The organism is Bradyrhizobium sp. WD16 (assembly GCF_024181725.1).
Taxonomy (GTDB): domain Bacteria; phylum Pseudomonadota; class Alphaproteobacteria; order Rhizobiales; family Xanthobacteraceae; genus Bradyrhizobium_A.
The window spans coordinates 1,160,151-1,186,709 of record NZ_CP028908.1 but is presented as its reverse complement, the minus strand read 5'-3'; the positions used below and the strand labels follow the sequence as shown (position 1 = coordinate 1,186,709).

Below are 26,559 nucleotides of genomic sequence, written 5' to 3'. Positions count from 1 at the left end.
ACTCGCCGTGCTCCTCCCGGAGTTCGGCAACCCGAACGGCGTTCGGATCCGGCTTGCTCCTGCTCGGAACGGCGATCGTGGTGTTGCTGTTGTCGCTGGGTGAATCCTCCGCGGAGATGACGCGGCCGGTGTCTTTGAGCGCCGGCTCGTTCTTCGCGGCGGGACTGGCCTGTGAGCGCCACGACCTGATCGGCCAGGGCCAGATCGCGACGATCATGACCGATCTGGACAAGTACCTGTCGGCCAGGAATAAAAGGTGGCTGAAGGACGGATTTGACAAGGGCCTGAAGACATCGAAGGTCTTCATCCCGGAGCGCGGCTGGATCGACAGCACTGCGGACGAATCCGAATGCTACAGGGTCCAGAGTGTGCTCGACGAGTACAGGAGCATCCTGGGAGGAAATTGATTGCCACCTGCGTTGCGGGCAGCCGCGGCGTGAGCCGCTTCCGATGAGGCTAGTCCTGATGAGCCGAGCGACGTGACCAGACCGCACCTTGATCTCCCGGAGACGTCGACGCGATCGCGCCGCGGCGGTGGTCGGCCGACCCGGGAAGAGGCGGTCAGGCGCGATGCGCGGCTGTTCGAAGTCGCCAAGCGGTTGTTCATCGACAGAGGATTCGAAGCGACCACCATGGACGCCGTCGCTGAAATGGCCGGCGTCAGCAAACCGACTCTCTATGCGCGTTACCGCGACAAGCGCGAGCTTTTCGGCGCGGTGCTGAGAGACATGGTTCACCGTAGCCTGGCGCCAATTTCGGCGGCGGCTGAACAGCAGGCACTGGTGCCGGACTCGGACGTCGAGGCGACCCTCCATCAGGTCAGCCGCGACATGCTTTGCAGCGCGGCGCTGCCCGAATGTGCCGCCCTCAACCGCATCGTCGCGGCCCAGGCCCTGCAGTTTCCCGAATTGGCTAAACTGGCCCGTGAGGAAGGCTGGCTGCGCGCGGTGCATGCGATCGCTGCCCTGCTCCGGCAGTTCAGCAAGCAGGGCAAGATCAATATCCAGGATCCGGAACTGGCCGCGGCGATGTTTCTCGATCTCGTCGTCGGGGAAACATGGCGAATGGCGCTACACGGCCTCGCCGCGGATCCGAAGATCGTGGAAGGTCAGCGGCAGGCGGCCGTCAAGCTCTTCCTCGATGGCGTCAGGGCGCGCTGACGGTAGTCACTCTCGGACCGCGATTGTCATCTGATAGTCATAAAACGGAGCGCGAACACGCCGGTGTGGTTTTCATGCGGTGCGGCTCGGCAAGAAGGGTTGACACCCCGATCGCATCGGGTAGCCAGAGGCTGGCCTCTCCCGTCCCCGCCGCGGATTCCCCGGACGTTCCTGCATGCCTCATCCGACCATTTCGCCGCTGGCGCTCGGCCGCGGCTGGACCCCGAATGTCTGGGATATCGCGGCCCTGATTCTGATCATCGGCGCCCTTGCCTTGCTGGCCTATGGCGCCGAGCAGACGACTCTGCCGCTGACGACCCTCGACCTCACGCCGGTCAGCCTCGATCCGCGCGATCTGCCGCTGTACGCGCTGCGCACGGTGCTGCGCATGCTGGCGGCCATCGTCTGCTCGCTCGCCTTCACCATGATCTATGCGACCCTGGCGGCCAAAAGCCGCCGGGCTGAGATGGTGCTGATTCCGGTTCTGGACATTCTGCAGTCGGTCCCGATCCTCGGCTTCCTCACCTTCACGGTCGTCTATTTCATGGGACTGTTTCCCGGTCGCATCCTTGGCGCCGAGCTCGCGGCGATCTTCGTGATCTTCACCAGCCAGGCCTGGAACATGACGTTCAGCTTCTACCAGTCCCTGCGCAGCGTGCCCAAGGACCTGGAAGAGGCCACCCTCAGTTTCCATCTGTCGGCATGGCAGCGCTTCTGGCGCCTCGATGTGCCCTTCGCCATGCCGGGCCTGATCTGGAACATGATGATGTCCATGTCGGGCGGCTGGTTCTTCGTTGTCGCCTCCGAGGCGATCACCGTCGGCAACACCACGGTCACGCTGCCCGGCGTCGGCGGCTATGTCGCGCTCGCCATCCAGCAGCGCGATCTGGCGGCGGTCGGCTACGCGCTCGCCACCATGCTGTTCGTCATCCTGCTCTATGACCAGCTGCTGTTTCGTCCCATCGTCGCCTGGGCCGACAAGTTTCGCTTCGAGCAGACGGCCTCGGAGATCGCGCCGCGATCTTGGGTGCTCGATCTGTTCCGCCGTACCCGGCTGTTGCGCGAATTGACCGCGGCGATCCGCCGAGCCCTGACCGCGCTGCTGGATATCCGGCTGCCGAGGCTGCCGGCGCTCGAACTGTCGTTCGAGGGCAGGGGCACGGCGCGCCTGATCGACGCCATCTGGCTGCTCCTCGTCGTCGCCGGCGCCCTCTTTGCTGTGTGGAAGACGGCGGACTATGTCGGCGCGACGCTGACCTTGGCCGATGTCCGCGAGGCGGCGCGCGACGCCGTGCTGACGCTGCTGCGCGTTATCGTCCTGATGGCGCTGGCGACGCTGATCTGGGTGCCGGTCGGGGTGTGGGTCGGCCTGCGGCCGCGCCTCGCCGAATTGGTGCAGCCGCTGGCACAATTCCTCGCCGCGTTTCCCGCCAACATCGCCTTTCCCGCCTTCGTCTTCATCATCGTCCATTATGGCCTGGATGCCGACGTCTGGCTGTCGCCGCTGATGATCCTCGGCACCCAATGGTACATCCTGTTCAACGTCATCGCCGGCGCCAGCGTCTTCCCGGGCGATCTCAAGGAGGCGGCGCGCAGCTTCCACGTCCGCGGCTGGCGGTGGTGGCGCGACGTAATGCTGCCCGGCATCTTTCCCTATTACGTCACCGGCGCGATCACTGCGTCCGGCGGCTCATGGAACGCCAGCATCGTGGCCGAGGTCGCCACCTGGGGCGATACGCGGCTCAGCGCCGCCGGCATCGGCTCCTATATCGCGAGGGCGACCGAAGCCGGCGACTTCCCCCGCGTCGTGCTTGGCGTATCGATCATGTGCATCTTCGTCACGCTGTTCAACCGCCTCGTCTGGCGCCCGCTCTACACTTACGGCGAGCGCCGCTTCCGCCTGGGCTGACAGGAGCCACGAGCATGCCGACCACCATCGCCAATGAAGCTCTGATCGAGGTGCGCCAGGTCTGCCGCCGTTTTCCCAAGGGCAGCGGCGAGGACCTGCTCGTGCTCGACAACGTCGACCTCACCATCAAGTCCGGCGAGATCGTCGGCTTGCTCGGCCGATCCGGTTCGGGCAAGTCGACTCTGCTGCGCGTCATCGCCGGCCTGCTCGATCCTTCAGAAGGCTCGGCGACCTGCCGCGGCCGCCCTATCAATGGGCCGCCCCAGGGCGTCGCCATGGTGTTCCAGTCCTTCGCGCTGTTTCCCTGGCTGACGGTGCTGGAGAATGTCGAATTCGGGCTCGACGCCCAGGGGATCGACCGCGCCGAGCGTCGCCAGCGCGCCATCGCCGCCATCGACCTGATCGGTCTCGACGGTTACGAGTCGGCCTATCCCAAGGAACTGTCCGGCGGCATGCGCCAGCGTGTCGGCTTCGCGCGGGCGCTGGTGGTTCATCCGGACCTGCTGCTGATGGACGAGCCGTTTTCCGCGCTCGACGTCCTGACTGCGGAGACCCTGCGCACCGACCTGATCGATCTGTGGATGGAGCGTCGCCTGCCGATCAAGTCGGTCCTGATGGTGACCCATAACATCGAGGAAGCAGTGCTGATGTGCGACCGCATCCTGGTGTTCTCGTCCAATCCGGGCCGCGTCGCGGCGGAAATCAAGGTCGAGCTGCCGCATCCGCGCAACCGCCTCGATCCGAATTTCCGGCAACTGGTCGACAGCATCTATGCGCGGATGACACAGCGCCCCGAGCCGAAATCGACGTCGCTCGAAGCCCATCTCAACACCGGCGTCAGCGTGATCCTCAATCACGTCTCGTCCAACGTGCTGTCCGGATTGATCGAGGCGCTGGCGGCGGCGCCCTATAGTGGCCGCGCCGACCTGCCGGTTCTCGCCGGCCAGCTTCACCTCGAGGCGGACGAGCTGTTTCATTTCGGCGAAGCCCTGCAACTCCTGCGCTTCGCCACGTTGAGCGAAGGTGACCTCACCCTCACCGAAGCTGGCCGGCGCTTCGCCGCCCTCGATACCGATGCCCGCAAGAAGCTCTTTGCCGAGCACCTGTCGGCCTACGTCCCGCTGACCGGGCTGATCCGCCGCGTGCTCGACGAGCGGCCCTCGCATACGGCGCCGGCGGCGCGCTTCCGCAACGAGCTCGAGGACTACATGTCCGAAAGCTATGCCGACGAGACGCTCAGGACGATCGTCTCCTGGGGCCGCTACGCCGAGCTGTTCGCCTATGACGAGCAGTCGGAAACGTTCAGCCTGGAAAATCCGAACTGATAAATGTCGCGGCGTTCCCACAGCCTGGCCGGTCCGTCAGGCCGCCGCGTTGGCCTTGAAGCGTACAGGAATGCGCAGGTAGCGAACGCCGTTGTCCTCGGCCGGCGGAAAGGCGCCGGCGCGGATATTGACCTGGATGGAAGGCAGCAGCAGCAGCGGCGCGGCCAGCGTGGCATCGCGCTCCTTGCGCATGGCGACGAATTCGTCCTCGCTCTTGCCGGCGCCGACATGGACATTGCCGGCGCGCTCGGCCGCGACGGTCGTCTCCCAGGCGTAGGCGTCGCGGCCCGGAGCCTTGTAGTCGTGGCACATGAACAGCCGCGTTTCCGGCGGCAGCGCCAGCAGGCGCTGGATCGAGCGGTAGAGCTGGCGTGCGTCGCCGCCGGGGAAGTCGGTGCGGGCGGTGCCGTAATCGGGCATGAACAGGGTGTCGCCGACGAAGACCGTGTCGCCGATCCGGTAGCTGATATCGGCCGGCGTATGACCCGGCGTATACATGACCTCGACGTCGAGATCGCCGACGGCGAAGCGCTCGCCATCGGCGAACAACTGGTCGAAGTCGCTGCCGTCGGTCTTGAGGTCGGTCATGTTGAAGATCGGCCGGAAGATGCGTTGCACATCCTTGATGTGCTCGCCGATGCCGATCCGCGCCCCGGTCCGGGCCTTGATCAAGGGGGCGCCGGAGAGATGGTCGGCATGAGCATGGGTCTCCAGCGCCCAGACGATCTCATAGCCGTGGCGGCCCGCGGCGGCGAGAACGGCGTCGACCGAACTGCCGTCGACCTCGCCCGATTTCGGATCGTAGTCGAGCACGGGGTCGATCACCGCCGCCTGCTTCGTCGCCGGACAGGCGACGAGATAGCTGATGGTGTTGGTGGCGGGATCGAAGAACCCTTCGACGATTGCCCGGCCGGCCATGATGTGCTCCCGCGATCGTTCAGTGCGCTGCAATCCTTCTATTAGAAAGCGCTAAAGCGGAAAAGCAAACCCTGTTGCCGTTTCGCGCCTGCGAGAGGGCGGAGGGGCGCGCGGATCCGCGGCAGTTCACGTTCACGTTGGAATGAGCTAAAGACGCCCAGCGCTGTGCGCGAGTCGCGCGGAACATTCACCTTTCCGCGACCGTCCGCCCGCATTTTTAACATAGATGAACGGCGTGCGCCGTTCTTTCCAATCGCCTTTGTGGCAGATGATGAAACCTTCGAACCTCCAAATGCTTATTTCGAGGTATCAGGCTAGGCCGGTCACATCGGTGTGACTTCCTGTCCAAAGCGCTGAACTTTTTTGCAACTGCCGCATATTCTTTCAGGCGGTTGCACAATCCAGGTGTTGCGCAGTCGCGAGGAGCGGGTGTGAACTGAGCCGAGAGCTGCTGATTCGCCATCAAGCGTGTGCGGCCCCTTCGACCGCTACGCGGACGACCCGCACCGGCCACCGGCGCGGGGTGAGGGAGAAGGCTGATGTACAACGATTCCCTGTTCAATGCGTTTGCGCGATCCTACGAAGCGCGCAGCGAAGTGGACATGTCCATGTCGGACTATCTCGAGGCGTGCCGCGACGATCCCATGCGATATGCCAACGCCGCGGAGCGACTGCTAGCGGCGATCGGTGAGCCTCAGATGATCGACACGGCCAAGGACCCCCGCCTTGGCCGAATTTTTTTAAATCGTACCATTCGCGTCTATCCGGCCTTCACCGGCTTCCATGGCATGGAAGAGACGATCGAGCGGATCGTCTCGTTCTTCCGGCATGCGGCGCAGGGCCTCGAAGAGCGCAAGCAGATTCTCTACCTGCTGGGGCCGGTCGGCGGCGGCAAGTCTTCACTCGCCGAGCGATTGAAGTCGCTGATGGAGGAGCATCCGATCTATGTGCTCAAGGCCGGCGATGATCTCAGCCCGGTTTTCGAAAGCCCGCTCAATCTGTTCGATCCCGAGACCTTCGGCTCGATGCTGGAGGAGCGCTACAATGTTCCGCGGCGCCGTCTTTCCGGGCTGATGAGCCCGTGGTGCTACAAGCGGCTCGAATCCTTCGGCGGTGACATCTCCCGCTTCCGCGTCGCCAAGATCCAGCCGTCGCGCCTGCGCCAGATCGCGATCGCGAAGACCGAGCCGGGCGACGAGAACAACCAGGACATCTCCTCGCTGGTCGGCAAGGTGGACATCCGCAAGCTCGAGACCTATGCCCAGAACGATCCTGACGCCTATAGCTATTCCGGCGGTCTCAATCGTGCCAACCAGGGCATCCTGGAATTCGTCGAGATGTTCAAGGCGCCGATCAAGATGCTGCATCCGCTGCTGACGGCGACACAGGAGGGCAACTATATCGGCACGGAAAACATCGGCGCGATCCCCTTCAGCGGCATCATTCTCGCGCATTCCAACGAGGCCGAATGGCAGAGCTTCAAGGCCAACAAGAACAACGAGGCCTTTATCGATCGGATCTGCGTCATCAAGGTGCCGTACTGCCTGCGGGTCACCGAGGAGCAGAAGATCTACGAAAAGCTGATCCAGAACTCGGAGCTCGCCAGCGCGCCTTGCGCGCCGTCGACGCTGGAAACCCTGGCCCGATTCACGGTGACGTCGCGGCTGCGCAGGCACGAGAATTCGACGCTGTTCGCCAAGATGAGGGTTTATGACGGCGAAAGCCTGAAGGAATCCGATCCCAAGGCGCGCAGCGTCCAGGAATACAAGGATGCGGCCGGCGTCGACGAGGGCATGGACGGGGCTTCCACCCGTTTCGCCTTCAAGGTGCTGTCGGCAACCTTCAATCACGACACCGCCGAGATCGCCGCCGATCCGGTCCATCTGATGTATACGCTGGAGCAGGCGATCCGGCGCGAGCAGCTCGCCGAGGAGACCGAGAAACGTTATCTCGAATTCATCAAGGCGGAGCTGGTGCCGCGCTATGCCGAATTCATCGGCCATGAAATCCAGAAGGCGTATCTGGAATCGTATTCCGAATACGGCCAGAACCTGTTCGACCGCTATGTCGACTATGCCGACGCCTGGATCGAGGATCAGGACTTCAAGGACCCCGACACCGGGCAGCTGCTCAACCGCGAACTCATCAATCAGGAACTGACCAAGATCGAGAAGCCGGCCGGCATCGCCAACCCCAAGGACTTCCGCAACGAGATCGTCAAATTCTCGCTGCGTTCGCGAGCCCAGAACGGCGGCAAGAATCCGGCCTGGACGAGCTACGAGAAGATCCGCGAGGTGATCGAGAAGCGCATCTTCTCCCAGGTCGAGGATCTGCTGCCGGTCATCTCCTTCGGCTCGAAGAAGGACGGCGAGACCGAGAAGAAGCACGGTGAGTTCGTCGCGCGCATGGTGGCGCGCGGCTATACCGAGCGCCAGGTCCGCCGGTTGGTGGAGTGGTATATGCGGGTGAAACAGGCCGGTTAAGGCGACTGCGGAAGGCCGCAATGTACATCGTTGATCGTCGGCTGAATCCGAGCAGCAAGAGTCTGGAAAACCGGCAGCGTTTCCTGCGTCGCGCCAAGGCATTGGTCCAGCGCGCGGTCAAGGATACCTCGCAGAGTCGCGGCATCCGTGACGTCATGGAGGGCGGGGAGGTTTCGATCCCCCTCGACGGCACCCACGAGCCCCGGCTGCGGCGTGGTTCCGGCAAGCGCGATCTCATCCTGCCCGGCAACAAGGAATTCATCGAGGGCGACGTGCTGCCACGCTCCGGCGAATCCGGCGGCAGGCCGCAGGAGCCCGGCGAAGGCGACAGCGAGGACGCCTTCCGCTTCGTGCTGACCCGCGAGGAATTCCTCGATCTCTTCCTCGACGATCTCGAATTACCCGACCTCGCCAAGCGCAGCCTCGCGGAGGCCGAGCACGAGGGGTTGCGCCGTGCCGGCTATGCCGTGAGCGGCTCGCCTGCCAATCTTTCAGTCAGTCGCACGGTCCGCCTGGCGCTGGCGCGACGCGTTGCCCTCAGGCGCCCTCGGCCGGAGGATATCGAAGAGCTCGAGGCGAGGCTCGAGACCTGCGACGAGGGCGAGCGAGCGCAGCTGCTGGCCCAGATCGAATCGATGAAGGCCAAGGTCAAGCGCATCCCCTTCATCGATCCGATCGACATCCGCTATCGTCGATTCGAGACGGTGCCGAAGCCGATCGCCCAGGCGGTGATGTTCTGCCTGATGGACGTGTCGGGCTCGATGTCCGAGCACATGAAGGACCTCGCCAAGCGCTTCTACATGCTGCTCTACATCTTTCTCACGCGGCGCTATCGCCATGTCGAGATCGTCTTCATCCGTCACACCGACCGAGCCGAGGAGGTGGACGAGGAGACCTTCTTTCGCGGTCCGGCCTCGGGCGGCACGCTGGTGTCGAGCGCGCTGCAGGCGATGCACGACATCCTCCGTACGCGCTATCGTCCGTCGGACTGGAATATCTACGCGGCGCAGAGCTCCGACGGAGATAATTCCTATTCCGACGGCGAGACGACCGGGCGCATCCTGCGCGACTTTATCCTGCCGGTCACCCAGTACTTCGCCTATCTCGAGGTCTCCGAGCCCGGCGGCTTCGTCAATATGCCGGATTCGTCGCTGTGGACGCTGTATCAGCGCCTTCAGTCCGATGGCGCTCCGCTCTCCATGCGCAAGGTCAGCGAACGCAGCGAGATCTTCCCGGTCTTCCACGATCTGTTCCAGCGTCGTCGCAACAACGAGAAGGCCGCCCCGTGAGTCACCTTGCGTCCGGTCCCCTGTTCGTCGGCGCCGACTGGGATTTCCCCGACCTGCAGCGCATCCACGAGGCTTGCGAGCAGATCGCTCTCAAGGAGCTCGGTCTCGATGTCTATCCCAACCAGATCGAGGTGATCACCGCCGAACAGATGCTCGACGCCTATTCGTCGGTCGGCATGCCGCTGTTCTACAAGCACTGGTCCTTCGGCAAGCACTTCGCCCACCAGGAGGCGTTCTACCGCAAGGGCCTGATGGGCCTCGCCTACGAGATCGTCATCAACTCCTCGCCCTGCATCTCCTATCTGATGGAGGAGAACACGGCGACGATGCAGACGCTGGTGATCGCCCACGCAGCCTTCGGCCACAACCATTTCTTCAAGAACAATTACCTGTTCCGGCAGTGGACCGACGCGGAGGGCATCCTCGACTACCTGAACTTCGCCAAGAGCTACATCGCGCAATGCGAGGAGCATCACGGTCAGCTGGCGGTCGAGCGTACGCTCGACGCCGCCCATGCACTGATGTCCCACGGCGTCTTCCGCTATCCCGGCAAGAAGACCCCGGACCTGCGCGCCGAGGAAAAGAAGGAGCAGGAGCGGCGCACCCACCAGGAGCGTGCCTTCAACGAACTGATCTGGCGCACCGTGCCCACCGGCCCCGGCAAGACGGCGTCCGAGCTCAGCATCGACCGGCGACGGGCGATGCTCGGCCTGCCGCAGGAAAACATCCTGTATTTTCTGGAGAAGTCGGCGCCGCGGCTGCAGGCCTGGCAGCGCGAATTGCTGCGCATCGTGCGCCATATCGCCCAGTATTTCTATCCCCAGGGCATGACCAAGGTCATGAACGAGGGGACCGCGACCTATGTGCATTACCGGATCATGAACCGGCTGCACGAGCAGGGCCGGCTGACCGACGGCAATTTCCTGGAGTTCCTGCAGTCCCACACCAATGTGGTGTTCCAGCCGGGCTTTGACGATCCGCGCTTTTCCGGTTTCAATCCCTATGCGCTGGGTTTCGGCATGATGCGCGACATCGAGCGCATCGTCACCGAGCCGGAGCAGGAGGATCGCGACTGGTTCCCGGAGATCGCGGGCAGGGGCGACGCCATGGGCGTGCTGCGCGACATCTGGGCCAATTATCGCGACGAGAGCTTTATCAGCCAGTTCCTCAGCCCGCGGCTGATCCGGCAGCTGCGGCTGTTCCATCTTCATGATGATCCGGCCGACAGCGACGGCATTCGCGTCGCCGCGATCCACGACGAGCGCGGCTATCGCCGGATCCGCCGCGAGTTGGCCCGGCAGTATGATATCGGGCTCACCGAAGCCAATATCGAGGTGGTGGACGTCGATCTCGCCGGCGACCGCCGCCTTCTCCTGCGACATCGCGTTGTAAATGGGGGGCTGCTCAATGAATCGGACGCGCGGCTGGTGCTGCAGCATCTCGCCGACCTCTGGAGCTACGACGTTTCGCTCCAGGAGGTCGACACCACCGAGACGGTGCTGAAGGAGCATGGCGCAAGTCCGCGCAAGATCGCCGTCGCGGCCTGAGGGTCGGATCGCGCTATTGGGAGTTCCGCTCGGCAGCGGCGCTCCCCATCCCGGCTGTGTGTTCGGCCCTGCCGCGCTGCGCGCGGCCGGCCTGAAGGAGCGCCTCGCCGCCGCCGGCTGCAAGGTTGCCGACTACGGCGACGTCCAGGTGCTGCCGTCGCTGGCCTGCGGAGCAGGCAGGCCGCCGAACGTCAACAACTACGCGGCGCTCAGGGCCTGGACCTGCGCGATCAGTACGCATGCCTACGAACTCGCGCGCAGCGGCGCGGTGCCGGTGTTTCTGGGCGGCGATCACAGCCTGTCGATGGGGACGATCAACGGCGTGGCGCGTTACTGGCGCGAGATGGACCGGCCGCTGTTCGTCCTGTGGATCGATGCCCATGCCGATTACAACACCCCGGCGATCACCCCGACCGGCAATCTGCACGGCATGGCGGCCGCCTTTCTCTGCGGCGAGGCGGGGCTCGACGATCTCCTCGCCGGTGGTCCCCGGGCCTCGATCGCGCCCGATCGCCTGACGTTGTTTGGCCTGCGCTCGGTGGATTCGCTGGAGCGTCTCCTGGTCGAGGCGCGGCCGATAACGGTCACTTCCATGGCCGACATCGCCGCAGGCGGCGCCATGGCGGCGCTGGAGAGCCTGCTGGCGCGCGTCGATGCCTGCGGCGGCGTTCTTCATGTCTCTTTTGACGTCGATGTGCTCGATCCGTCCCTGGCGCCGGCGGTCGGCACCGCCGAGCCCGGCGGCATCGATCTTTCGACTGTCCTGCTGATTCTCGAACGGCTGCGCGTCTCCGGGCTGGTGCGCGCCGTCGATGTCGTCGAATTGAACCCGCCGCTCGATGATGAGGGGCGGACCGTCCGCCTCACGGTCGATCTGATCGCAGGCCTGCTCGGCGCCGCCGCGACCGATGTGCTCGCGGCCGATGTGCTCGCGGCCGAAGGCCTGCTGGCAGTTTCGTGACCGGCAGCCTTTGATATTCGTCAACCTCTTGCCGACCGTGCCGCGCCAGAGATAGCAAGGGCCCATCGCGGCGCGGACAATTCCAGGCCAGGACGGCGCAACGGTGCGACTTTCGCCGGGGTGGCGTTTGTCGCCGGCACAGGCTGTGATCGCTCCGGAACACGGCGACACAGCGCCGGCAAGGCTGTCAGGAGACCGTGCGCCGAGAGACCGCGCCACGGGAAGGCGCCAAGGGATCAGGGAGGCTCGGGGGCGAGGCCATGCGTATCGCGTTTCTTGCCGACATTCACGCAAACCGTCAGGCATTTTCGGCCTGCCTAGCCCAGCTGCGCGACCAGGCGATCGATCGCATCGTACTGCTCGGCGATTATGTCGGCTATGGCGGCGACCCCGAATGGGTCGTCGAGACCGTCATGGATCTGGTTGCTCGGGGCGCGCCGGCGGTGCTCGGCAATCACGATAGCGCGGTCGGCAATCCGCGGGTCCAGATGAACGCCGAAGCGGCGGCGGCGATCGAGTGGACGCGGGGCGAACTCGGCGCGGCGCAGCGCCAGTTCCTCGCCGCGCTGCCGCTCACCCATGAAGATGATGGACGGCTCTATGTTCATTCCGAGGCGAGCCGGCCGGGGCAGTGGACCTATGTCAGCGACGGCGCCGTCGCCGCGCACAGCCTGCAGGCGACGTCCGTTCCACTGAGTTTCTGCGGCCATATCCACAAGCCGGCGCTGTATTCCATGTCGGTGACCGGCAAGATGACCTCTTTCACCCCGGTGGCCGACGTGCCGATCCGCCTGACGCCGGGACGGCAGTGGCTGGCCGTGCTGGGCTCCGTCGGCCAGCCCCGGGACGGCAACCCCGCCGCGGCTTACGCCGTTCTCGATACCGCTACGAACGAAATCACATTCCGGCGCGTGCCCTACGACGTGGCGGCGGCCGCGGCGCGCATCCTGGAGCGCGGCCTGCCGGAGCGCCTCGCCGACCGGTTGTTCGTCGGCAGGTGATTGCAGAGGCGACGACATGAAGCAGGGGGCATGCTCGTGGTGAAACCCGTCTTCGAACCAGGCAGCGTGATCGACGGCTTCCGCCTCGAGGAGCGGCTGCACCGCGGCGGCATGGCCTCGCTGTGGCGGGTGACGCGACCCGACCTGTCGCTGTCCATGCTGATGAAGATCCCGAAATTCGGCGAGGGCGAGGATCCGGCGGCGATCGTCAGCTTCGAGATGGAGCAGATGATCCTGCCCCGGCTGACGGGCGTGCATGTCCCGGCCTACATCGCTTCCGGCGATCTTTCGGCCCGGCCCTTCGTGGTGATCGAGCAGATCCCGGGCAAGACGCTGCTGTCGCGCCTGCCCGACCTGCCGCTGTCCTACGGCGAGGCGGTCGACATCGGCGCCAGGATCGCGGTTGCGGTGCAGGACTTGCACCGTCAGCATGTCATTCATCACGACATCAAGCCGAGCAACATCATGTTCCGCCCGACCGGTGAGGCGGTGCTGCTCGACTTCGGCCTGGCTTGCCACGATCAGCTTCCCGACCTGATGCAGGAGGAATTTCGCCTGCCCTTCGGCACGGCGCCCTATATGGCACCGGAGCGGCTGCTCGGGGTGCGCAACGATCCGCGCAGCGACCTGTTTTCGCTCGGAGTGCTGCTCTATTTCTTCACCACCGGGGCGCGGCCGTTCGGCGAGGCCGAGACGCTGCGCGGCATGCGCCGGCGGCTGTGGCGTGATCCGCAGCCGCCGCGGGCGTTGCGCGCCGATTATCCGCCATGGCTGCAGGAGATCGTGCTGCGCTGCCTCGAAGTCGAGCCGGCCTGGCGCCATCCGACCGCCGCCCAACTCGCGTTCGATCTCACCCACCCGACCGAGGTCAAGCTGACCACGCGCTCGGAGCGGCTCAAGCGCGATTCGTGGTCGGCGGTGCTGCGCCGGCGCTTCAACAACGACCTCAAGCGGCCGCGTCGCAGCTCGGTATCGAGCCAGCTCGACGCCGCCCCGATCATTGCCGTGGCGGTCGATCTGTCCGGCACGGCAGTGCTCAACGATGAACTGCGGGTGATGGCGGGCCGGATCATGGCGACATTGCCGGCGGCGCGGCTCGCTTGCATCAACGTGATGAAGCTCAACCGCATCGCGCTCGACACCACTCTCGACGCCGCAGGTCACAACAAGCATATCGATCGTCTGGTGGCGCTGCGGCACTGGGCCGAACCTCTCAAGCTCGAGGCCAGCCGGCTCACGGTTCATGTCATCGAGGCGGTGGATCCCGCCGGCGCCATCCTGGAATTCGCCAGGGCCAACCACGTCAACCACGTGCTGCTCGGCGCACGGCAGAACAGCATGATGCGCAAGCTGCTCGGCAGCGTCTCGGCGCGTGTCGCCGCCGAGGCGGGCTGTGCGGTCACCGTGGTCCGTCCCTCGCGCGCCGGCGACGAAACGTCGGAAGATGCCGACATCGAGCTGGCGCTGCCGTAGAGCTCGGACGGCCGGGCAGTTCATTTTGGATCGTCATGGCGGAATTTGATCGCGGCCGTTTGCCGTCACCCTCGTTGATCCACATCAACGCCCGCACCAACCCAGATCCTAATCAGGACAGGATCGGACAGGAGGGCCGCCGGATGTCACGCGTCAAGCCGTATCACGTCGTTCTGGCGGTGGTGCTGATCATCGTCGCGGTGTTCCTGATCCGCGTCCGCCTCGCCGCCGGCGAAGTCGCGCCGGTCGAAGCGGGGCACCGCCTCGCCACCGCCTGGTGCCGGGAGTGCCATGCGGTCGAGCCCGGCGCACTCAACCCCGGCAAGAAGGCGCCCGATTTCGTCGCCATCGCCAATATGCCGTCGAGCACGGAACTGTCGTTGAAGGTGTTTCTCGCCTCCAGCCATCCCACCATGCCCAACATCATTCTGACGTCGACGGATACCGAAGACCTCGTCGCCTATATTCTCAGTCTCAAGCGCAAGTAGTCGGTGCGCGGGTCGTGAGGCTCAGATCGCGGCCAGTGGAAACGCGCGCTGGACGCGGAAGGGCGCCGCGGGCGCGTCCTGCCGGCACAAGGCGATGCGGTCGACGCGGATGGCGGCGACGCCGGTCTGGGCGAAGGCGTCGCGAAGCAAGTCCAGGATGTGCCCCTGCCGCTCGGGCTCGAGGCGGCCGGTCAGGGTCATGTGGAAGCGGAAGTCCTCGCCCACATAAGGATAGCCCCAGCGCTCGAGATGATCGCGCTGACGCGGACTGAGCTGTGCCGGATTGCGCCGCGCCCGGTCGGTGTCGGTCAGTGCGGCGCGGAAGCGGTCGAAGGCGGCGACGCAGTGCTGCGCGAGGTCCGCAAGGGCGGGCGGCTGCTGCTCGGGCACAAGCGCGATGAAATCGCCGATGGCGCGTACGACCGCCGGGAACGTCGGAATGATACGGCGGGCGGCGGTGAAATCCTCGCAGGCAGTAATCAGGCCGGCCTCCGATGTGCCATCGGCCAGGGCGATCGGCGCCTTGAGCGTGGCGTGGAAGCCGTATTTGCGCGGCTCCTCGGTGACGGCGGCCCAGTCGGCCGTCGCGCGTGTCATCGTCTCGGGCAGCGTCAGCGAGGTCCCTCGATAGGCGTCGTAACCGAGCAGGCCGGCGCCGAACCGGTAGAGCGGGCTGTCGGCGTCGGGGACGAAGTAGATCGCGTAGCGGGGGCGGGATGAGTCGGACATGATCTTCGATCAGGCGGCGACGCTGTGCCGGGCACCGGCCGCAGATGACAGCCGCGCCGCCTCGGTGATGTGCACGAGGCGCCCGCCGGCAATCACGGCGACAATTCTTGGGCGCAGTGCCTCGCGCGCGTCGACCAGCAGGATATCGGCGCGGAGGCCCGCGGCAAGCACGCCGCGGTCGGTGAGGCCGGCGGCGGTGGCCGGCCCTTCCGACACCAGCTTCCAGGACTGCGCGAGTGGCCGCACGCCGTCGGCGGCGAGACGGAACGGCGCCAGCAGCGGCGCCGGGTAGTAGTAGTCGGACGCCAGCACCGAGCAGAGCCCCTGGGCGATCATGTCGGCGGCACGTGTCCAGCCGGTATGGCTGGCACCGCGCACCACATTGGGCGCGCCGAAGACGATGAAGTCGCCGGCCGCGGCGGCATCGCGCGCGGTTGCGACATTGACCGGGAATTCGGCGATGCGAATCCCTTCGGCGCGATAGGCCTGGCGCATCGCCGGGGTGTCGTCGTCGTGCGACAGCATGCGCACATTCGCCTCGCGCGCTGCGGCGGCAAGGCGGTTGACGGAGGCCGGAACGTCCCCCGCACGCGCGGCGACCGTCGCGACGAGCGCGTCGAAAGCCTCGCCGCTCAGCCCCGTGCGCTCGACCATCCGGTTTCGCTTGTTGGGCTTGTCGAGGGCGGCGACCGTCGAATCCATGTGATCGTTGAAGGCGAGCAGGTCGATCCGCCGCTCGGCAAGCCAGCGCAGCAAGGTCGGCTCGGCATCGAGATCGTAGGTCTCGTGGCGCAGATGAAAGCGGGTGTCCGCCGCGAACAGCGGCCGCTGGCGCTCGATCGTTTCCAGCAGCCGCGCGGCGTTCTCACCGCTGCGCAGGCCCGGCTCCCACGACCAGGTCGTGGCGTGAAACACTGTGGTGATGCCGTTGGCGATCGCCTGCCGATCGCTGTCGGCCAGGGCGACATCGAGCGGAAAATCGACTCCGGGCCGCGGCATCATCTGACGTTCGAAGGCATCGCCATGGATGTCGACGATGCCCGGCAGGACCAGAAGATCGCTGGCGTCGAGCCGTGCGGCGGCGGTGCCGCCGCCGACCGTCGCAATCAGCGCGCGATCGGTGCAGAGCGTGGTCTCGGCGAATTCGTCGCCGATCAGCGCCCGGCCGCGTTCGATGACAAGTCCCTTGTTCATTGTCAGTCCCGTGGTTTGCGCCGAAATACGCAACGCAGATTGGCAATTTAGATCATGCGCCCGGCCGTTACGCCAGAGCCGCGGCTTCGTGCACGGCGAGGAAATCCTCGATTGCAAGTTGCCGGAAGTCCGGCAAGGCGCGGCGGAGGCGATCGTGATTCCAGTCCCACCAGGCGAGTGCAGTCAGGCGCTCGGCGATCGGCTCGCTGAAGCGGCGGCGGATGATCCGCGCCGGGTTGCCGGCGACGATGGTGTAGGCGGGGACGTCCTTGGTGACGATGGAGGCAGCGGCGATCACCGCTCCGGTGCCGATCTGGCGCCCCGGCAGCACCACGGCGCCGTGACCGATCCAGACGTCGTGACCGATGGTGACCGCATGGCTGCGGCGCCAGTCGAAGAATGCGGCATCATCCTCTTCGCCGGGAAAGTATGTACTGGCGCGATAGGTAAAATGAGCCTGGGTCGCCCGGTGCATGGGATGGTTGCCGGGGTTGATCCGCGTCATCGCGGCAATCGAGCAGAACTTGCCGATGGTGGTGTAGGTGATCTGGCTGTCATTCACCACATAGGAGTAATCGCCTATCGTCACGTCATGAAGAACGGTGCGGGCACCGACCTCGCAATAGGCGCCAAGCCGCGCATCCGTGAGCTGGGCAGACGGGTCGACGGCGGGAACGACGGACAGCATCTTGGCGGTCATGCGGGCCTTCCTGCTTCAAGTCGCATCTGCGCTTGCCGCTGTCTCCGATGCCGCGGTGACGACGTGATGACGGTTCGGTGACAAGCGTCCGTGTCCCCGGTTTCACTGCGTCACTTCGACCGATCGGGCCAAACTGTCATAGAACTGTTGGAACTCCGCGTTAGCCATGGAGCGACCTTGATGGCTCGGAGTTGCGCATGCTGATCGTGGACAAGCTGACCTGTTGTTACGGCGAGAAGGTCGCCGTCGATGGGGCATCGTTCGCGGTCGAACGCGGCAGCTTCGTCGGGGTGATCGGCCGCTCCGGCGCCGGCAAGTCGACCTTGCTGCGCATGATCAATCGCCTGGCCGAGCCGTCCGAAGGGCGCATTTTGTTCGAGGGCACGGATGTCACCGCCCTGAAGGGCCGGGAACTGCGGCGCTGGCGGGCCCGCTCGGCCATGATCTTCCAGCAGTTCAATCTCTCGGGCCGCCTCGACGTGCTGACCAATGTGCTGATGGGTCGCCTCGCCGACGTGCCGTCCTGGCGTTCGCTGTTTCAACTATGGCCCGAGGACGACAAGGCGATCGCGCTGTCGGCGCTCGAGCAATTCGACATCGCGGCCCTGGCGCCGCAGCGCGCGGATCAGCTTTCGGGTGGCCAGCAGCAGCGCGTCGCCATTGCCCGCGCCCTGGTTCAGCAGCCCACCTTGATACTCGCCGACGAGCCGATCGCTTCCCTCGACCCCCGCAACACGAGGATCGTCATGGATGCCCTGCTGCGCATCAACAAGCATTTCGGCATCACGGTGCTGTGCAATTTGCATTCGCTGGATCTGGCGCGCAGTTACTGCGACCGCCTGATCGGCATGGCGCTGGGCCGCGTCGTGTTCGATGGCATGCCGGCCGACCTCACCGACCGCATCGCGCGCGAACTCTATGATCTGGAGGCGGGCGACGTCATGGACGTCCCGGCTCCCGCCGCCGCGCCCGTGCCCGAACTCGGCACCGTCGCCGCGTAAGGGCCGCACGGCGGCCGAAGGGCGGCCTTGATCTCGATTTTTCACTGCTACCCCAGTCCAGGAGACTTTACATGATCGACCGTCGTCATCTTCTCGCCGGTGTCGCTGTTCTCGCCGTGCTCGCCTCGCCGGCCGCGGCGCAGGACTGGAAAGCCAAATACTCCGAGATCAACTTCGCCGTGGTGCCGGCGGAGAACGCCTCCGGCGTGACCGAGCGCTGGACCCCCTTCGCCAACTATCTGTCGAAGGAGCTCGGCATCAAGGTCAACCTCCGCATCGCCAACGACTATGCGGCGGTGATCGAAGGCCAGCGCTCCGGCAACATCCAGCTTGCCAGCTACGGCTCGGCGTCCTTCGCCCGTGCCCGTCTCACTGGCGTCAACACCGACGCCTTTGCCAACGACATCAATGCCGACGGCTCGACCGGCTACTATTCGGTGCTCTTCGTCAAGGCGGCCAGCCCCTACAAGAATGTCGATCAGCTCAAGGGCAAGAATCTCGGCCTCGTCGATCCGAACTCGACCTCGGGCAACAACGTGCCGCGCTTCGAACTCGACAAGATGGGGATCTCCGATCCGGACGCCTATTTCGGCAAGGTCGTCTTCGCCGGCAGCCACGAGAACGCGCTGCTGGCGCTCAGTCAGGGCACCGTCGATGTCGCCGCCAACCAGTGGACCAGCGATGACGATTCGACCCTGGCCCAGATGCTCACCAAGGGCATGCTGAAGAATGCCGACGGTTCGGCGATGAAGAGGGACGATTTCCGCGTCATCCACAAGTCGGCCCAGATCATCAACGGGCCGTATGCCTATTCCTCGGATCTGCCGGAAGCTCTGAAGGCGGCGATCGCCAAGGCGTTCTTCGAGGCGCCGGCCAAGGATAAGGCGGCATTCGATCGTTTGTCGGACGGCCAGAAGAAGGGCTTCCATCCCGCCACCACCAAGGATTGGGACGCTACCGTCGAACTGATCAAGTTCGTCGACCGCCTGCGCAAGAAGAAGGCGTCCTGATCCGCTCACGCGGCGGGGCGCCACGGCCAGGCCGCCGGCGCCCCAGCCCACCGCTCGATCCATGACCTCCGCCGTTTCGATCTTGCCCGAACCGCAGCTTGCGCCGTTGCGCGAGGCGTATCGCCGCGCCGTGGCGCAGCGCCGCCGTCGCGCGGCGCTGGCCGCTGTGGCGGGGCTAGCCGTGCTGGTGCTTGCGGCCCGCGGCGCCGACGTCGATGTCGCGACTTTCCTCGCCAAGATCGGCAACTTTACCAGCTATTTCGACCGCATTCTGCGCCTCGACAGCGGCGCGCGGGCCTGGACCGACTTCGGGGAATGGTTCTGGGGCTTGCGCAAATGGCTGGCCCTGCTCGGCGAGACGGTGCTGATCAGCTATGTCGGCACCATGGCTGGCGCGCTGGCGGCGCTGGCGCTGAACTTCCTCGCGGCCGGCAACACCGCGCCGATCGGCTGGCTCCGCTTCGCCGTACGGCGCTTCCTCGAGTTCTGCAGGACCGTTCCCGACATCGTCTTCGCCCTGATCTTCGTCATAGCCTTCGGTCTCGGGCCCATGGCCGGCGTGCTGGCGATTGCGATCCATTCCGCCGGCGCGCTCGGCAAGCTGTTCGCCGACGTGGTCGAGAATATCGATCCCAAGCCGCTGGAAGGCATTCGCTCGACCGGCGCGAGCTGGATCGCCTGCATGCGATTTGCAGTGCTGCCCCAGGTCGTAGCGGGCTTCGCCAGCTACACGCTGCTGCGTTTCGAGATCAATGTCCGCGGCGCCTCGGTCATGGGCTTCGTCGGCGCCGGCGGCATCGGTCAGGAGTTGATCGTCGCCATCCGCAAATTCTACTATTCCGACGTCAGCGCCATTCTGCTCCTGATCATCGCCGCGGTCTTCATCCTTGATATCGGCACCGGGCTGGTCCGCGGACGCTTTCTCGGCGGGGAGCGTCATTGATGAACATGCCGGAAACCCAGCCGACGCCAGGCCGAACATCGGTCGAGGAGATGCGGGCGCGTTATCCGGATGTGTTCGAGCGGCCGCTGGCCGCGCGGGTTTCGGTGCCGGCGCTGGGCGCGGCGGCGGCCATCCTGTTCGTCTATGGCCTTATCGATCTCGACTTCTCGCCCGCGCGCATGCTGGCCGGCCTGCACCAGCTCGGCTGGTTCACCCTGCTGATGATCCCGCCCAATCCGGGGAGCTCCTTTCCGACCTATCTCGCCGCCATGGGCGAAACGCTCTCCATCGCCATTCTCGGCACGACGCTGGCGGCAATCGCCGCACTGCCGGTCAGCCTGCTTGCAGCGCGCAATGTCATTCCATCCTGGATCCTGCGCTTTCCGGTGCGCCGCGGCTTCGATGCGATCCGCGGCATCGACACCCTGGTCTGGGCCCTGGTGTGGATCAATGTCGTCGGCCTCGGTCCTTTCGCCGGCGTTCTGGCGATTGCGATTTCGGATTTCGGCGCCTTCGGCAAGCTGTTTTCCGAGGCGATCGAATCTGCCGATCGCAAGCCGGTCGAAGGCATCCGCGCCAGCGGCGGCACAGCGCTGCATGAAATCCGCTTCGGCCTGCTGCCGCAGGTGATTCCGGTAATCGCCGGCCAGGTGCTCTACTTCATCGAATCCAACACCCGTTCTGCAACCATCATCGGCATCGTCGGCGCCGGCGGCATCGGCCTGCAGCTCGCGGAGCAGATCCGCGTGCTGGAATGGCAGAAGGTGTCCTTCCTGATCCTGATGATCCTGGCGGCGGTCGCGGTCATCGACTGGATCTCCAGCCGGCTGCGCTTCGCCATCATCGGCCGCCGTGCTGTGGCGTGAGAGTCTAACTCTGAGAGCCGGATCGCCATGCTCCCCACGTTTCTTCCGGGGCGGCTCGTAAGGAGCTGGATGATTTCAGTGTGAGCGGCACAAGCCCGGTCACGTGATCACCCGGTCTCGACCACGAAATCGACGCGGTCGGCGGCGAAGCGGGCGCGGGTCGCGAGGAGCGGCGTGCCGTCGGGCGCGACATCGACGGACTCGACGATTAGCACCGGCCGCCCCAGCGCGAGTTCGAGCCGTACCGCGTCAGATGCCTCGGCGATGGCGGCGGTGATCCTCGTGGCGGAGCGGCGATAGTCACGGATGCCGTAGTGACTGAGCAGCCGCGTCACCGAGCGGGATCGCTCGTAGACCGCGCCGGCGTCGGGAAAGCACTCCGCGACGAGCCAGTTGGTGCTGACGCAGATCGGTGTGCGGTCGGCGAGGCGGACCGAATCGATGCGTGCCAGCGGCGTCCCGGGTTTGACGCCGAGCCGTCGTGCAAGGTCGCGGCCCGCCGGTTCGATGGTCGCGCCGATCAGCTGGCCGCGCGGTTCGCGGCCGCCGGCGCCGACGATTTCGGAGAAGCGGGTGCGCGCCCGCAGCGGATAGGCGAGGCGGGGCGCCTCGACGTAGGTGCCGCTGCCGCGCTCGGCGCGGACCAGCCCGCGCTCGGCCAGCGCCGCCAGGGCGCGGCGGACGGTATGGCGATTGACACCGAAGGCCTCCGCGATCTCGACCTCGCCGGGCAGCTTTTCGCCGGCGGCATAGGTCCCCGCGCCGATGTCGCGCTCGATGGAATCGGCGACGCGCCGCCACAGCGCCACGCCGGCGGTTTCGTCCTGGACGCTCATGCGGCGCTCGCGCCGGGCGGCACGGCACAACTTTCGGATGCGACTGTTCGTGAAATCATCCCCGGTGTCACCAAACGGTCATGGATGCGCGCTATCAAGTTGTCTATAGACATAGACAACTTTGGAAGGGCCCATGTCAAGCAGGGCAACGTCAAGCAGGGCAACACCGGGCGAAACACGCGACGACGACATCACCAGGCGGCGGCAGGCGGCGATGGCCGTGCTGGCACGATCCGCCACGGCGGCGATCGCCGAGCGCATTGCCGCCGTCGAGTTGCCGCCGTTCCAGCGGTTGCGCGCCGGCGAACGAGGTCTCGTCATGGTGCGCGGCCGGATCGGCGGCGACGGCACGCCCTTCAACCTTGGCGAGGCGACCGTCGCCCGGGTGGCGTTGCGGCTCGAAGGCGGCGCCGTCGGTTTCGGCTACGCGCTGGGGCGCGACACCGCCAAGGCCGAATTGATCGCGCTCTGCGACGCCATGATCCAGACCGAGCGGGCGGCAACCATCGAGCGCGAAGTGATTGCGCCGCTGGCGGCGATCATCGCCGTGGGTCGGCGCCGCACCGCGGCGCAGACCGCGGCAACCCGGGTCGATTTCTTCACTCTGGTGCGCGGGGAGGGCTGATCATGGCGCCGACGACAGGGGCCGCCATGGCCTATCCGCCGGAGGTCCTTCATGCCCAGGCGACATTTCGCGCTGCCATGGAGGCGCTGGCCCGGCCAGGGCGGCTGCAGTCCATCGCACTCGCCGCCGAGGCCGCAACCGCGGTGCCGGCGCCGATGACGCGGGGCGCCGCGGTGCTGGCGCGGGCGCTGTTCGACAGCGATACTCCGATCTGGCTCGATGGCGCCATGGCGGCGAACTGCGAGGTCGCCGACTGGCTGCGCTTCCAGACCGGTGCTGCCATCGTCGCCAGTCCGGCGAATGCAGCCTTCGCCCTGATCGCCGAGCCCGATGCGATGCCGCCGTTCGAGTGCTTCGCGCTCGGCAGCAGCGATTATCCGGATCGTTCGACGACATTGATCATCCAGGTGGCGAGCCTTGCGGACGGGCCCGCACTGTCGCTGCGCGGTCCCGGCATCGACGGTATCGCCTCGCTCACCGCGCGCTTGCCGGCCGACCTGCCGGCCAGGCTCGCGGCCAATCGCGGGCTGTTTCCCCGTGGTGTCGATCTCATGCTGGTGGCGGACGACAGCCTTGTCGGCCTGCCGCGCACCACGCGCGTGACAGCGAAGGAGGACTGATCGTGTATGTCGCAGTCAAGGGCGGCGAGCGCGCCATCGACAATGCCCACAAGCTGCTGGCGCAGGCGCGTCGTGGCGATCCCTCGGTGCCAGAACTGTCGCTCGACCAGATCGCCGGCCAGCTTGGTCTCGCTGTCGACCGGGTGATGAGTGAGGGATCGCTTCACGATCGTGAGCTGGCGGCCCTTGCCATCAAGCAGGCGCGTGGCGACCTGATCGAGGCGATCTTCCTGCTGCGTGCCTTTCGCGCGACCTTGCCGCGCTTCGGTTCGACCGAGCCGGTGGACACCTCCGGCATGGAGGTGCGGCGACGCATCTCGTCGACCTTCAAGGACATGCCCGGCGGTCAGGTGCTGGGGCCAACCTTCGACTATACCCACCGGCTGCTCGATCCCGAACTCGCCGACGGCGCAGAGCCGGAGCCGGCGGCGGAAAGCGAGGCGGAGCCGGCGCCGATGCCGCGCGCAACGGATATTCTCGGTCGCGACGGCCTGATCGAGCCGTCACCCCAGGCCGAGCCCGGCGCCGCGGTCGCCGATCTCACCCGCGAGCCCCTGGCCTTTCCCGCCGGGCGGGACTTGCGGCTGCAAAATCTGGCGCGCGGCGACGAAGGTTTCCTCCTGGCGCTGGGCTATTCGACCCAGCGCGGCTATGCCCGCAACCATCCGTTCGCCGGCGAGATCCGCTTCGGCGACGTCGAGGTGCAGTTCTTCGCCGAGGAGGTCGGCTTCGCCGTGCCGCTCGGTACCATCGAACTGAGCGAATGCCAGATGGTCAACCAGTTCACGGGCAGTGCCACCGAGCCGCCGAGCTTCACGCGCGGCTATGGCCTCGCCTTCGGCCAGGCTGAGCGCAAGGTCATGGCGATGGCGCTGGTCGATCGTGCGCTGCGGGCGCGGGAGCTCGGCGAGGAGGCGACGGCGCCGGCCCAGGACGAGGAATTCGTGCTGTCGCATTCGGACAACGTGCAGGCGACCGGCTTCGTCGAGCACCTCAAGCTGCCCCACTACGTCGATTTCCAGTCGGAGCTTGGCCTCATCCGCAAGCTGCGTGAGGAGTTTGCGGCGGGGTCGGCAGATCTGATGCGGGAGGCCGCGGAATGAACGCGCCGACTTACAACTTCGCGTATCTCGACGAGCAGACCAAGCGGATGATCCGCCGCGCCATCCTCAAGGCGATCGCCATTCCCGGCTATCAGGTGCCCTTCGCCAGCCGCGAGATGCCGATGCCCTATGGCTGGGGCACCGGCGGCGTCCAGGTCACGGCGGCGGTGCTCGGCCCCGATGACGTGCTGAAAGTGATCGACCAGGGCTCCGACGACACCACCAATGCGATCTCGATCCGCAAGTTCTTCGCCAGGACGGCAGGCGTCGCCACCACCACCCGCACGGTGGAGGCGAGCGTGATCCAGACCCGCCACCGCATCCCGGAAGTGCCCCTCCGCGATGATCAGGTGCTGGTCTACCAGGTGCCGATCCCCGAGCCGCTGCGCTTCCTGGAGCCGCGGGAGACGGAGACGCGGCGCATGCATGCCCTCGCCGAATACGGGCTGATGCACGTCAAGCTCTATGAGGATATCGCTCGCTTCGGCCATATCGCCACCGCCTATGCCTATCCGGTCAAGGTCGACGACCGCTATGTGATGGATCCGTCGCCGACGCCGAAATTCGACAATCCGAAGATGGACAACTGTCCGGCATTGCAACTGTTCGGCGCCGGCCGCGAGAAGCGGATCTACGCCATCCCGCCCTACACCACGGTGGTTTCGCTCGACTTCGATGACCATCCGTTCGAGGCCTATCGCCACAACGCGCCTTGCGCGCTGTGCGGGGCGGAAGATTCCTATCTCGACGAAATCGTCGTCGACGATGCCGGCGGGCGGATGTTCGTCTGCTCGGATACCGATTATTGCGAGAGCCGCCGGGCCGAAGGTCATTACGGCAGTGCCAATGCGCCGACGGAGCACGTCCATGATTGATACGATGGCCGATGCGCCGCTGCTGATCGCCGAGGGGTTGAGCAAGAACTACGGCCGGCTGCAGGCCTGCCGCGATGTCTCCTTCTCGCTCTATCCGGGCGAGGTGCTGGCGATCGTCGGCGAGAGCGGCTCGGGCAAGTCGACGCTGCTGCAGATGCTGTCGGCGCAGCTTTCTGCGAGCCGCGGCCGGGTGTTCTACCGCATGCGGGACGGCGCGACGCGCGATCTCGCCGAGCTCGGCGAGGCCGAACGCCGTTTCCTGTTCCGCACCGACTGGGGCTATGTCCATCAGGATGCGGCGCAGGGCCTGCGCATGGGCGTGTCGGCCGGCGCCAATGTCGGCGAACGGCTGATGGCGGTGGGCTGGGCCCACTATGGCCGGATCCGGGAGGCTGCGACCTCCTGGCTCGAGCGGGTCGAGATCGCTCCCGGACGCATCGACGATACGCCGAAGACCTATTCGGGCGGCATGCGCCAGCGTCTGCAGATCGCCCGCAACCTCGTTACCGAGCCGCGTCTCGTCTTCATGGACGAGCCGACCGGCGGCCTCGACGTGTCGGTCCAGGCCCGTCTGCTCGACCTCCTGCGTGGCCTCGTCGCCGATCTCGGTCTCGCCGCCATCGTCGTCACCCATGATCTCGCGGTGGCGCGGCTGCTGTCGCATCGGGTGATGGTGATGAAGAGCGGCGAGGTGATCGAAACAGGGCTGACGGACCAGGTGCTCGATGATCCGCACGAGCCCTATACTCAGCTCCTGGTTTCCTCCATTCTGCCTGCGTGAGACATCGATGAGCGTCATGATCGACATCCGGGATGCCGGGAAGAGCTTCACCATGCATCTGCAGGGCGGCATCGTCCTGCCGGTGGTGCGCAATGTCGCCTTCGAGGTCGCGGGCGGCGAATGCGTCGTGCTGTCCGGACCGTCCGGGGCGGGCAAGTCCTCGATCCTGAAGATGATCTTCGGCAACTACCGTTGCGACGTCGGCTCCATCCTCATTCGCCATGGCGGGACGACGATCGATATCGCCGGCGCCGAGCCGCGCCAAGTGCTCGGATTGCGGCGGCGGACCATCGGCTATGTCAGTCAGTTTCTGCGGGCGGTGCCACGGGTCGCCGCCCTCGACGTCGTCGCCGAGCCGCTCGTCGCCACCGGCACGCCACGCGATGCCGCGCGCCAGCGAGCCGGAGCCCTGCTGAGCCGCCTCAACATTCCCGAGCGGCTGTGGCTGTTGCCACCGTCGACCTTCTCCGGCGGCGAACAGCAGCGCGTCAATATCGCGCGCGGCTTCGTCTCCGACCTGCCGATCCTGCTGCTCGACGAGCCGACCGCATCTCTCGATGCCGCCAACCGCGAGGTGGTTGCGCAACTGGTCGACGAGAAGAAGCGTGCAGGCGTCGCCATGGTGGCCATCGTCCATGATGACGAGATGCGCGCGCGCATCGCCGACCGCCTCGTCGATGTCACCTCATTCGCCGCCATGGCGGCCTGAAAGGTTCGTTGAA

At 65.8% G+C, this 26,559-nt stretch carries 26 protein-coding genes; 21 read left to right on the top strand and 5 right to left on the bottom strand.

Annotated features, from left to right (window positions below):
• Nucleotides 1–77: 77 nt before the first annotated feature.
• From DB459_RS05525 to DB459_RS05510, 4 genes are all read left to right on the top strand, one after another.
• Complete coding sequence (locus tag DB459_RS05525; protein WP_253711923.1) at nt 78–407, top strand: hypothetical protein; 330 nt, start codon at nt 78–80, stop codon at nt 405–407.
• A gap of 171 nt (nt 408–578) precedes the next feature.
• The gene (locus tag DB459_RS05520; protein WP_256519387.1) at nt 579–1,160 is read left to right on the top strand and encodes a TetR/AcrR family transcriptional regulator; all 582 of its coding nucleotides are present in this window, start codon (nt 579–581) and stop codon (nt 1,158–1,160) included.
• A gap of 175 nt (nt 1,161–1,335) precedes the next feature.
• The gene (locus tag DB459_RS05515; protein WP_253711921.1) at nt 1,336–3,069 is read left to right on the top strand and encodes an ABC transporter permease subunit; all 1,734 of its coding nucleotides are present in this window, start codon (nt 1,336–1,338) and stop codon (nt 3,067–3,069) included.
• A gap of 14 nt (nt 3,070–3,083) precedes the next feature.
• Nucleotides 3,084–4,394, top strand: a complete 1,311-nt coding sequence (locus DB459_RS05510) for an AAA-associated domain-containing protein (RefSeq protein WP_253711920.1) — start codon at nt 3,084–3,086, stop codon at nt 4,392–4,394.
• Nucleotides 4,395–4,430: 36 nt separating this feature from the next.
• Here the strand turns inward: DB459_RS05510 and DB459_RS05505 are convergent, their stop codons facing one another.
• On the bottom strand, nt 4,431–5,312 hold the full coding sequence (locus tag DB459_RS05505; RefSeq protein WP_253711919.1) for an MBL fold metallo-hydrolase: 882 nt from the start codon (nt 5,310–5,312) through the stop codon (nt 4,431–4,433).
• A gap of 539 nt (nt 5,313–5,851) precedes the next feature.
• Here DB459_RS05505 and DB459_RS05500 point away from each other — a divergent pair.
• From DB459_RS05500 to DB459_RS05470, 7 genes are all read left to right on the top strand, one after another.
• A complete protein-coding gene (locus DB459_RS05500) occupies nt 5,852–7,795 on the top strand; it encodes a PrkA family serine protein kinase (protein WP_253711918.1) in 1,944 nt (647 codons plus the stop codon).
• Between the two features lie 20 nt (nt 7,796–7,815).
• Nucleotides 7,816–9,084: a YeaH/YhbH family protein gene (locus DB459_RS05495; protein WP_253711917.1), complete on the top strand. Its 1,269-nt coding sequence runs from the start codon at nt 7,816–7,818 to the stop codon at nt 9,082–9,084.
• Nucleotides 9,081–10,631 (top strand): SpoVR family protein, encoded by a 1,551-nt coding sequence (locus DB459_RS05490; RefSeq protein WP_253711916.1) that lies wholly within the window; start codon nt 9,081–9,083, stop codon nt 10,629–10,631. Before DB459_RS05495 ends, DB459_RS05490 begins: the two co-directional genes overlap by 4 nt.
• 16 nt (nt 10,632–10,647) lie before the next feature.
• A complete protein-coding gene (locus DB459_RS05485) occupies nt 10,648–11,592 on the top strand; it encodes an arginase (protein WP_253711915.1) in 945 nt (314 codons plus the stop codon).
• A 260-nt stretch (nt 11,593–11,852) separates the two neighbouring features.
• Complete coding sequence (locus DB459_RS05480; protein WP_253711914.1) at nt 11,853–12,593, top strand: metallophosphoesterase; 741 nt, start codon at nt 11,853–11,855, stop codon at nt 12,591–12,593.
• Nucleotides 12,594–12,629: 36 nt separating this feature from the next.
• Entirely contained in the window at nt 12,630–14,066 is a 1,437-nt protein-coding gene (locus DB459_RS05475) for a bifunctional serine/threonine-protein kinase/universal stress protein (RefSeq protein ID WP_253711913.1), read from the top strand.
• Nucleotides 14,067–14,209: 143 nt separating this feature from the next.
• Entirely contained in the window at nt 14,210–14,554 is a 345-nt protein-coding gene (locus DB459_RS05470; RefSeq protein WP_253711912.1) for a cytochrome c, read from the top strand.
• A 21-nt stretch (nt 14,555–14,575) separates the two neighbouring features.
• Here DB459_RS05470 and DB459_RS05465 read toward each other — a convergent pair whose 3' ends face one another.
• The 3 genes from DB459_RS05465 to DB459_RS05455 all read right to left on the bottom strand — a co-directional run bounded on the left by DB459_RS05465 (nt 14,576) and on the right by DB459_RS05455 (nt 17,177).
• Nucleotides 14,576–15,283 carry a DUF1045 domain-containing protein gene (locus DB459_RS05465; RefSeq protein WP_253711911.1) on the bottom strand — a complete coding sequence of 236 codons (708 nt, stop codon included), beginning with the start codon at nt 15,281–15,283 and terminating at the stop codon, nt 14,576–14,578.
• Between the two features lie 9 nt (nt 15,284–15,292).
• A complete protein-coding gene (locus DB459_RS05460; protein ID WP_253711910.1) occupies nt 15,293–16,477 on the bottom strand; it encodes an alpha-D-ribose 1-methylphosphonate 5-triphosphate diphosphatase in 1,185 nt (394 codons plus the stop codon).
• A gap of 67 nt (nt 16,478–16,544) precedes the next feature.
• Nucleotides 16,545–17,177 carry a chloramphenicol acetyltransferase gene (locus DB459_RS05455; protein WP_253711909.1) on the bottom strand — a complete coding sequence of 211 codons (633 nt, stop codon included), beginning with the start codon at nt 17,175–17,177 and terminating at the stop codon, nt 16,545–16,547.
• A 197-nt stretch (nt 17,178–17,374) separates the two neighbouring features.
• On the opposite strand from DB459_RS05455, the gene phnC reads away from it, so the two are divergent.
• From phnC to phnE (DB459_RS05435), 4 genes are all read left to right on the top strand, one after another.
• Nucleotides 17,375–18,178 (top strand): phosphonate ABC transporter ATP-binding protein, encoded by an 804-nt coding sequence (phnC, locus tag DB459_RS05450; protein WP_253711908.1) that lies wholly within the window; start codon nt 17,375–17,377, stop codon nt 18,176–18,178.
• A 71-nt stretch (nt 18,179–18,249) separates the two neighbouring features.
• The gene (gene phnD / locus DB459_RS05445; protein WP_253711907.1) at nt 18,250–19,188 is read left to right on the top strand and encodes a phosphonate ABC transporter substrate-binding protein; all 939 of its coding nucleotides are present in this window, start codon (nt 18,250–18,252) and stop codon (nt 19,186–19,188) included.
• Between the two features lie 61 nt (nt 19,189–19,249).
• A complete protein-coding gene (gene phnE / locus DB459_RS05440; RefSeq protein ID WP_253711906.1) occupies nt 19,250–20,131 on the top strand; it encodes a phosphonate ABC transporter, permease protein PhnE in 882 nt (293 codons plus the stop codon).
• Nucleotides 20,131–20,997 carry a phosphonate ABC transporter, permease protein PhnE gene (gene phnE / locus DB459_RS05435; RefSeq protein WP_253711905.1) on the top strand — a complete coding sequence of 289 codons (867 nt, stop codon included), beginning with the start codon at nt 20,131–20,133 and terminating at the stop codon, nt 20,995–20,997. Before phnE (DB459_RS05440) ends, phnE (DB459_RS05435) begins: the two co-directional genes overlap by 1 nt.
• 107 nt (nt 20,998–21,104) lie before the next feature.
• Here phnE (DB459_RS05435) and phnF read toward each other — a convergent pair whose 3' ends face one another.
• Nucleotides 21,105–21,833, bottom strand: a complete 729-nt coding sequence (gene phnF, locus DB459_RS05430) for a phosphonate metabolism transcriptional regulator PhnF (protein WP_253711904.1) — start codon at nt 21,831–21,833, stop codon at nt 21,105–21,107.
• Between the two features lie 214 nt (nt 21,834–22,047).
• Between phnF and phnG the strand changes: the two genes are divergently transcribed.
• From phnG to phnL, 6 genes are read left to right on the top strand one after another with little or no spacing between them, the layout of a single operon-like run.
• Nucleotides 22,048–22,458, top strand: a complete 411-nt coding sequence (gene phnG / locus DB459_RS05425; protein WP_253713431.1) for a phosphonate C-P lyase system protein PhnG — start codon at nt 22,048–22,050, stop codon at nt 22,456–22,458.
• Nucleotides 22,459–22,460: 2 nt separating this feature from the next.
• Nucleotides 22,461–23,078, top strand: coding sequence for a phosphonate C-P lyase system protein PhnH (phnH, locus tag DB459_RS05420; protein WP_253711903.1), 618 nt, complete (start codon nt 22,461–22,463; stop codon nt 23,076–23,078).
• A gap of 2 nt (nt 23,079–23,080) precedes the next feature.
• On the top strand, nt 23,081–24,181 hold the full coding sequence (locus tag DB459_RS05415; RefSeq protein WP_253711902.1) for a carbon-phosphorus lyase complex subunit PhnI: 1,101 nt from the start codon (nt 23,081–23,083) through the stop codon (nt 24,179–24,181).
• On the top strand, nt 24,178–25,056 hold the full coding sequence (locus DB459_RS05410; RefSeq protein WP_253711901.1) for an alpha-D-ribose 1-methylphosphonate 5-phosphate C-P-lyase PhnJ: 879 nt from the start codon (nt 24,178–24,180) through the stop codon (nt 25,054–25,056). The genes DB459_RS05415 and DB459_RS05410 overlap by 4 nt, the downstream gene beginning before the upstream one ends.
• Nucleotides 25,049–25,837: a phosphonate C-P lyase system protein PhnK gene (gene phnK, locus DB459_RS05405; protein ID WP_253711900.1), complete on the top strand. Its 789-nt coding sequence runs from the start codon at nt 25,049–25,051 to the stop codon at nt 25,835–25,837. The genes DB459_RS05410 and phnK overlap by 8 nt, the downstream gene beginning before the upstream one ends.
• A 7-nt stretch (nt 25,838–25,844) precedes the next feature.
• Nucleotides 25,845–26,546, top strand: a complete 702-nt coding sequence (gene phnL / locus DB459_RS05400; protein WP_253711899.1) for a phosphonate C-P lyase system protein PhnL — start codon at nt 25,845–25,847, stop codon at nt 26,544–26,546.
• Nucleotides 26,547–26,559: the final 13 nt, after the last annotated feature.

Bases quoted from the DNA above. Each gene is read 5' to 3' on its own strand.
- DB459_RS05515 (WP_253711921.1), top strand. From the start codon at position 1,336: ATGCCTCATCCGACCATTTCGCCGCTGGCGCTCGGCCGCGGCTGGACC.
- DB459_RS05510 (WP_253711920.1), top strand. From the start codon at position 3,084: ATGCCGACCACCATCGCCAATGAAGCTCTGATCGAGGTGCGCCAGGTC.
- DB459_RS05505 (WP_253711919.1), bottom strand. From the start codon at position 5,312: ATGGCCGGCCGGGCAATCGTCGAAGGGTTCTTCGATCCCGCCACCAAC.
- DB459_RS05500 (WP_253711918.1), top strand. From the start codon at position 5,852: ATGTACAACGATTCCCTGTTCAATGCGTTTGCGCGATCCTACGAAGCG.
- DB459_RS05495 (WP_253711917.1), top strand. From the start codon at position 7,816: ATGTACATCGTTGATCGTCGGCTGAATCCGAGCAGCAAGAGTCTGGAA.
- DB459_RS05480 (WP_253711914.1), top strand. From the start codon at position 11,853: ATGCGTATCGCGTTTCTTGCCGACATTCACGCAAACCGTCAGGCATTT.
- DB459_RS05470 (WP_253711912.1), top strand. From the start codon at position 14,210: ATGTCACGCGTCAAGCCGTATCACGTCGTTCTGGCGGTGGTGCTGATC.
- DB459_RS05465 (WP_253711911.1), bottom strand. From the start codon at position 15,283: ATGTCCGACTCATCCCGCCCCCGCTACGCGATCTACTTCGTCCCCGAC.
- DB459_RS05460 (WP_253711910.1), bottom strand. From the start codon at position 16,477: ATGAACAAGGGACTTGTCATCGAACGCGGCCGGGCGCTGATCGGCGAC.
- DB459_RS05455 (WP_253711909.1), bottom strand. From the start codon at position 17,177: ATGACCGCCAAGATGCTGTCCGTCGTTCCCGCCGTCGACCCGTCTGCC.
- phnC (WP_253711908.1), top strand. From the start codon at position 17,375: ATGCTGATCGTGGACAAGCTGACCTGTTGTTACGGCGAGAAGGTCGCC.
- phnD (WP_253711907.1), top strand. From the start codon at position 18,250: ATGATCGACCGTCGTCATCTTCTCGCCGGTGTCGCTGTTCTCGCCGTG.
- phnE (WP_253711906.1), top strand. From the start codon at position 19,250: ATGACCTCCGCCGTTTCGATCTTGCCCGAACCGCAGCTTGCGCCGTTG.
- phnE (WP_253711905.1), top strand. From the start codon at position 20,131: ATGAACATGCCGGAAACCCAGCCGACGCCAGGCCGAACATCGGTCGAG.
- phnF (WP_253711904.1), bottom strand. From the start codon at position 21,833: ATGAGCGTCCAGGACGAAACCGCCGGCGTGGCGCTGTGGCGGCGCGTC.
- phnG (WP_253713431.1), top strand. From the start codon at position 22,048: ATGGCCGTGCTGGCACGATCCGCCACGGCGGCGATCGCCGAGCGCATT.
- phnH (WP_253711903.1), top strand. From the start codon at position 22,461: ATGGCGCCGACGACAGGGGCCGCCATGGCCTATCCGCCGGAGGTCCTT.
- DB459_RS05410 (WP_253711901.1), top strand. From the start codon at position 24,178: ATGAACGCGCCGACTTACAACTTCGCGTATCTCGACGAGCAGACCAAG.
- phnK (WP_253711900.1), top strand. From the start codon at position 25,049: ATGATTGATACGATGGCCGATGCGCCGCTGCTGATCGCCGAGGGGTTG.
- phnL (WP_253711899.1), top strand. From the start codon at position 25,845: ATGAGCGTCATGATCGACATCCGGGATGCCGGGAAGAGCTTCACCATG.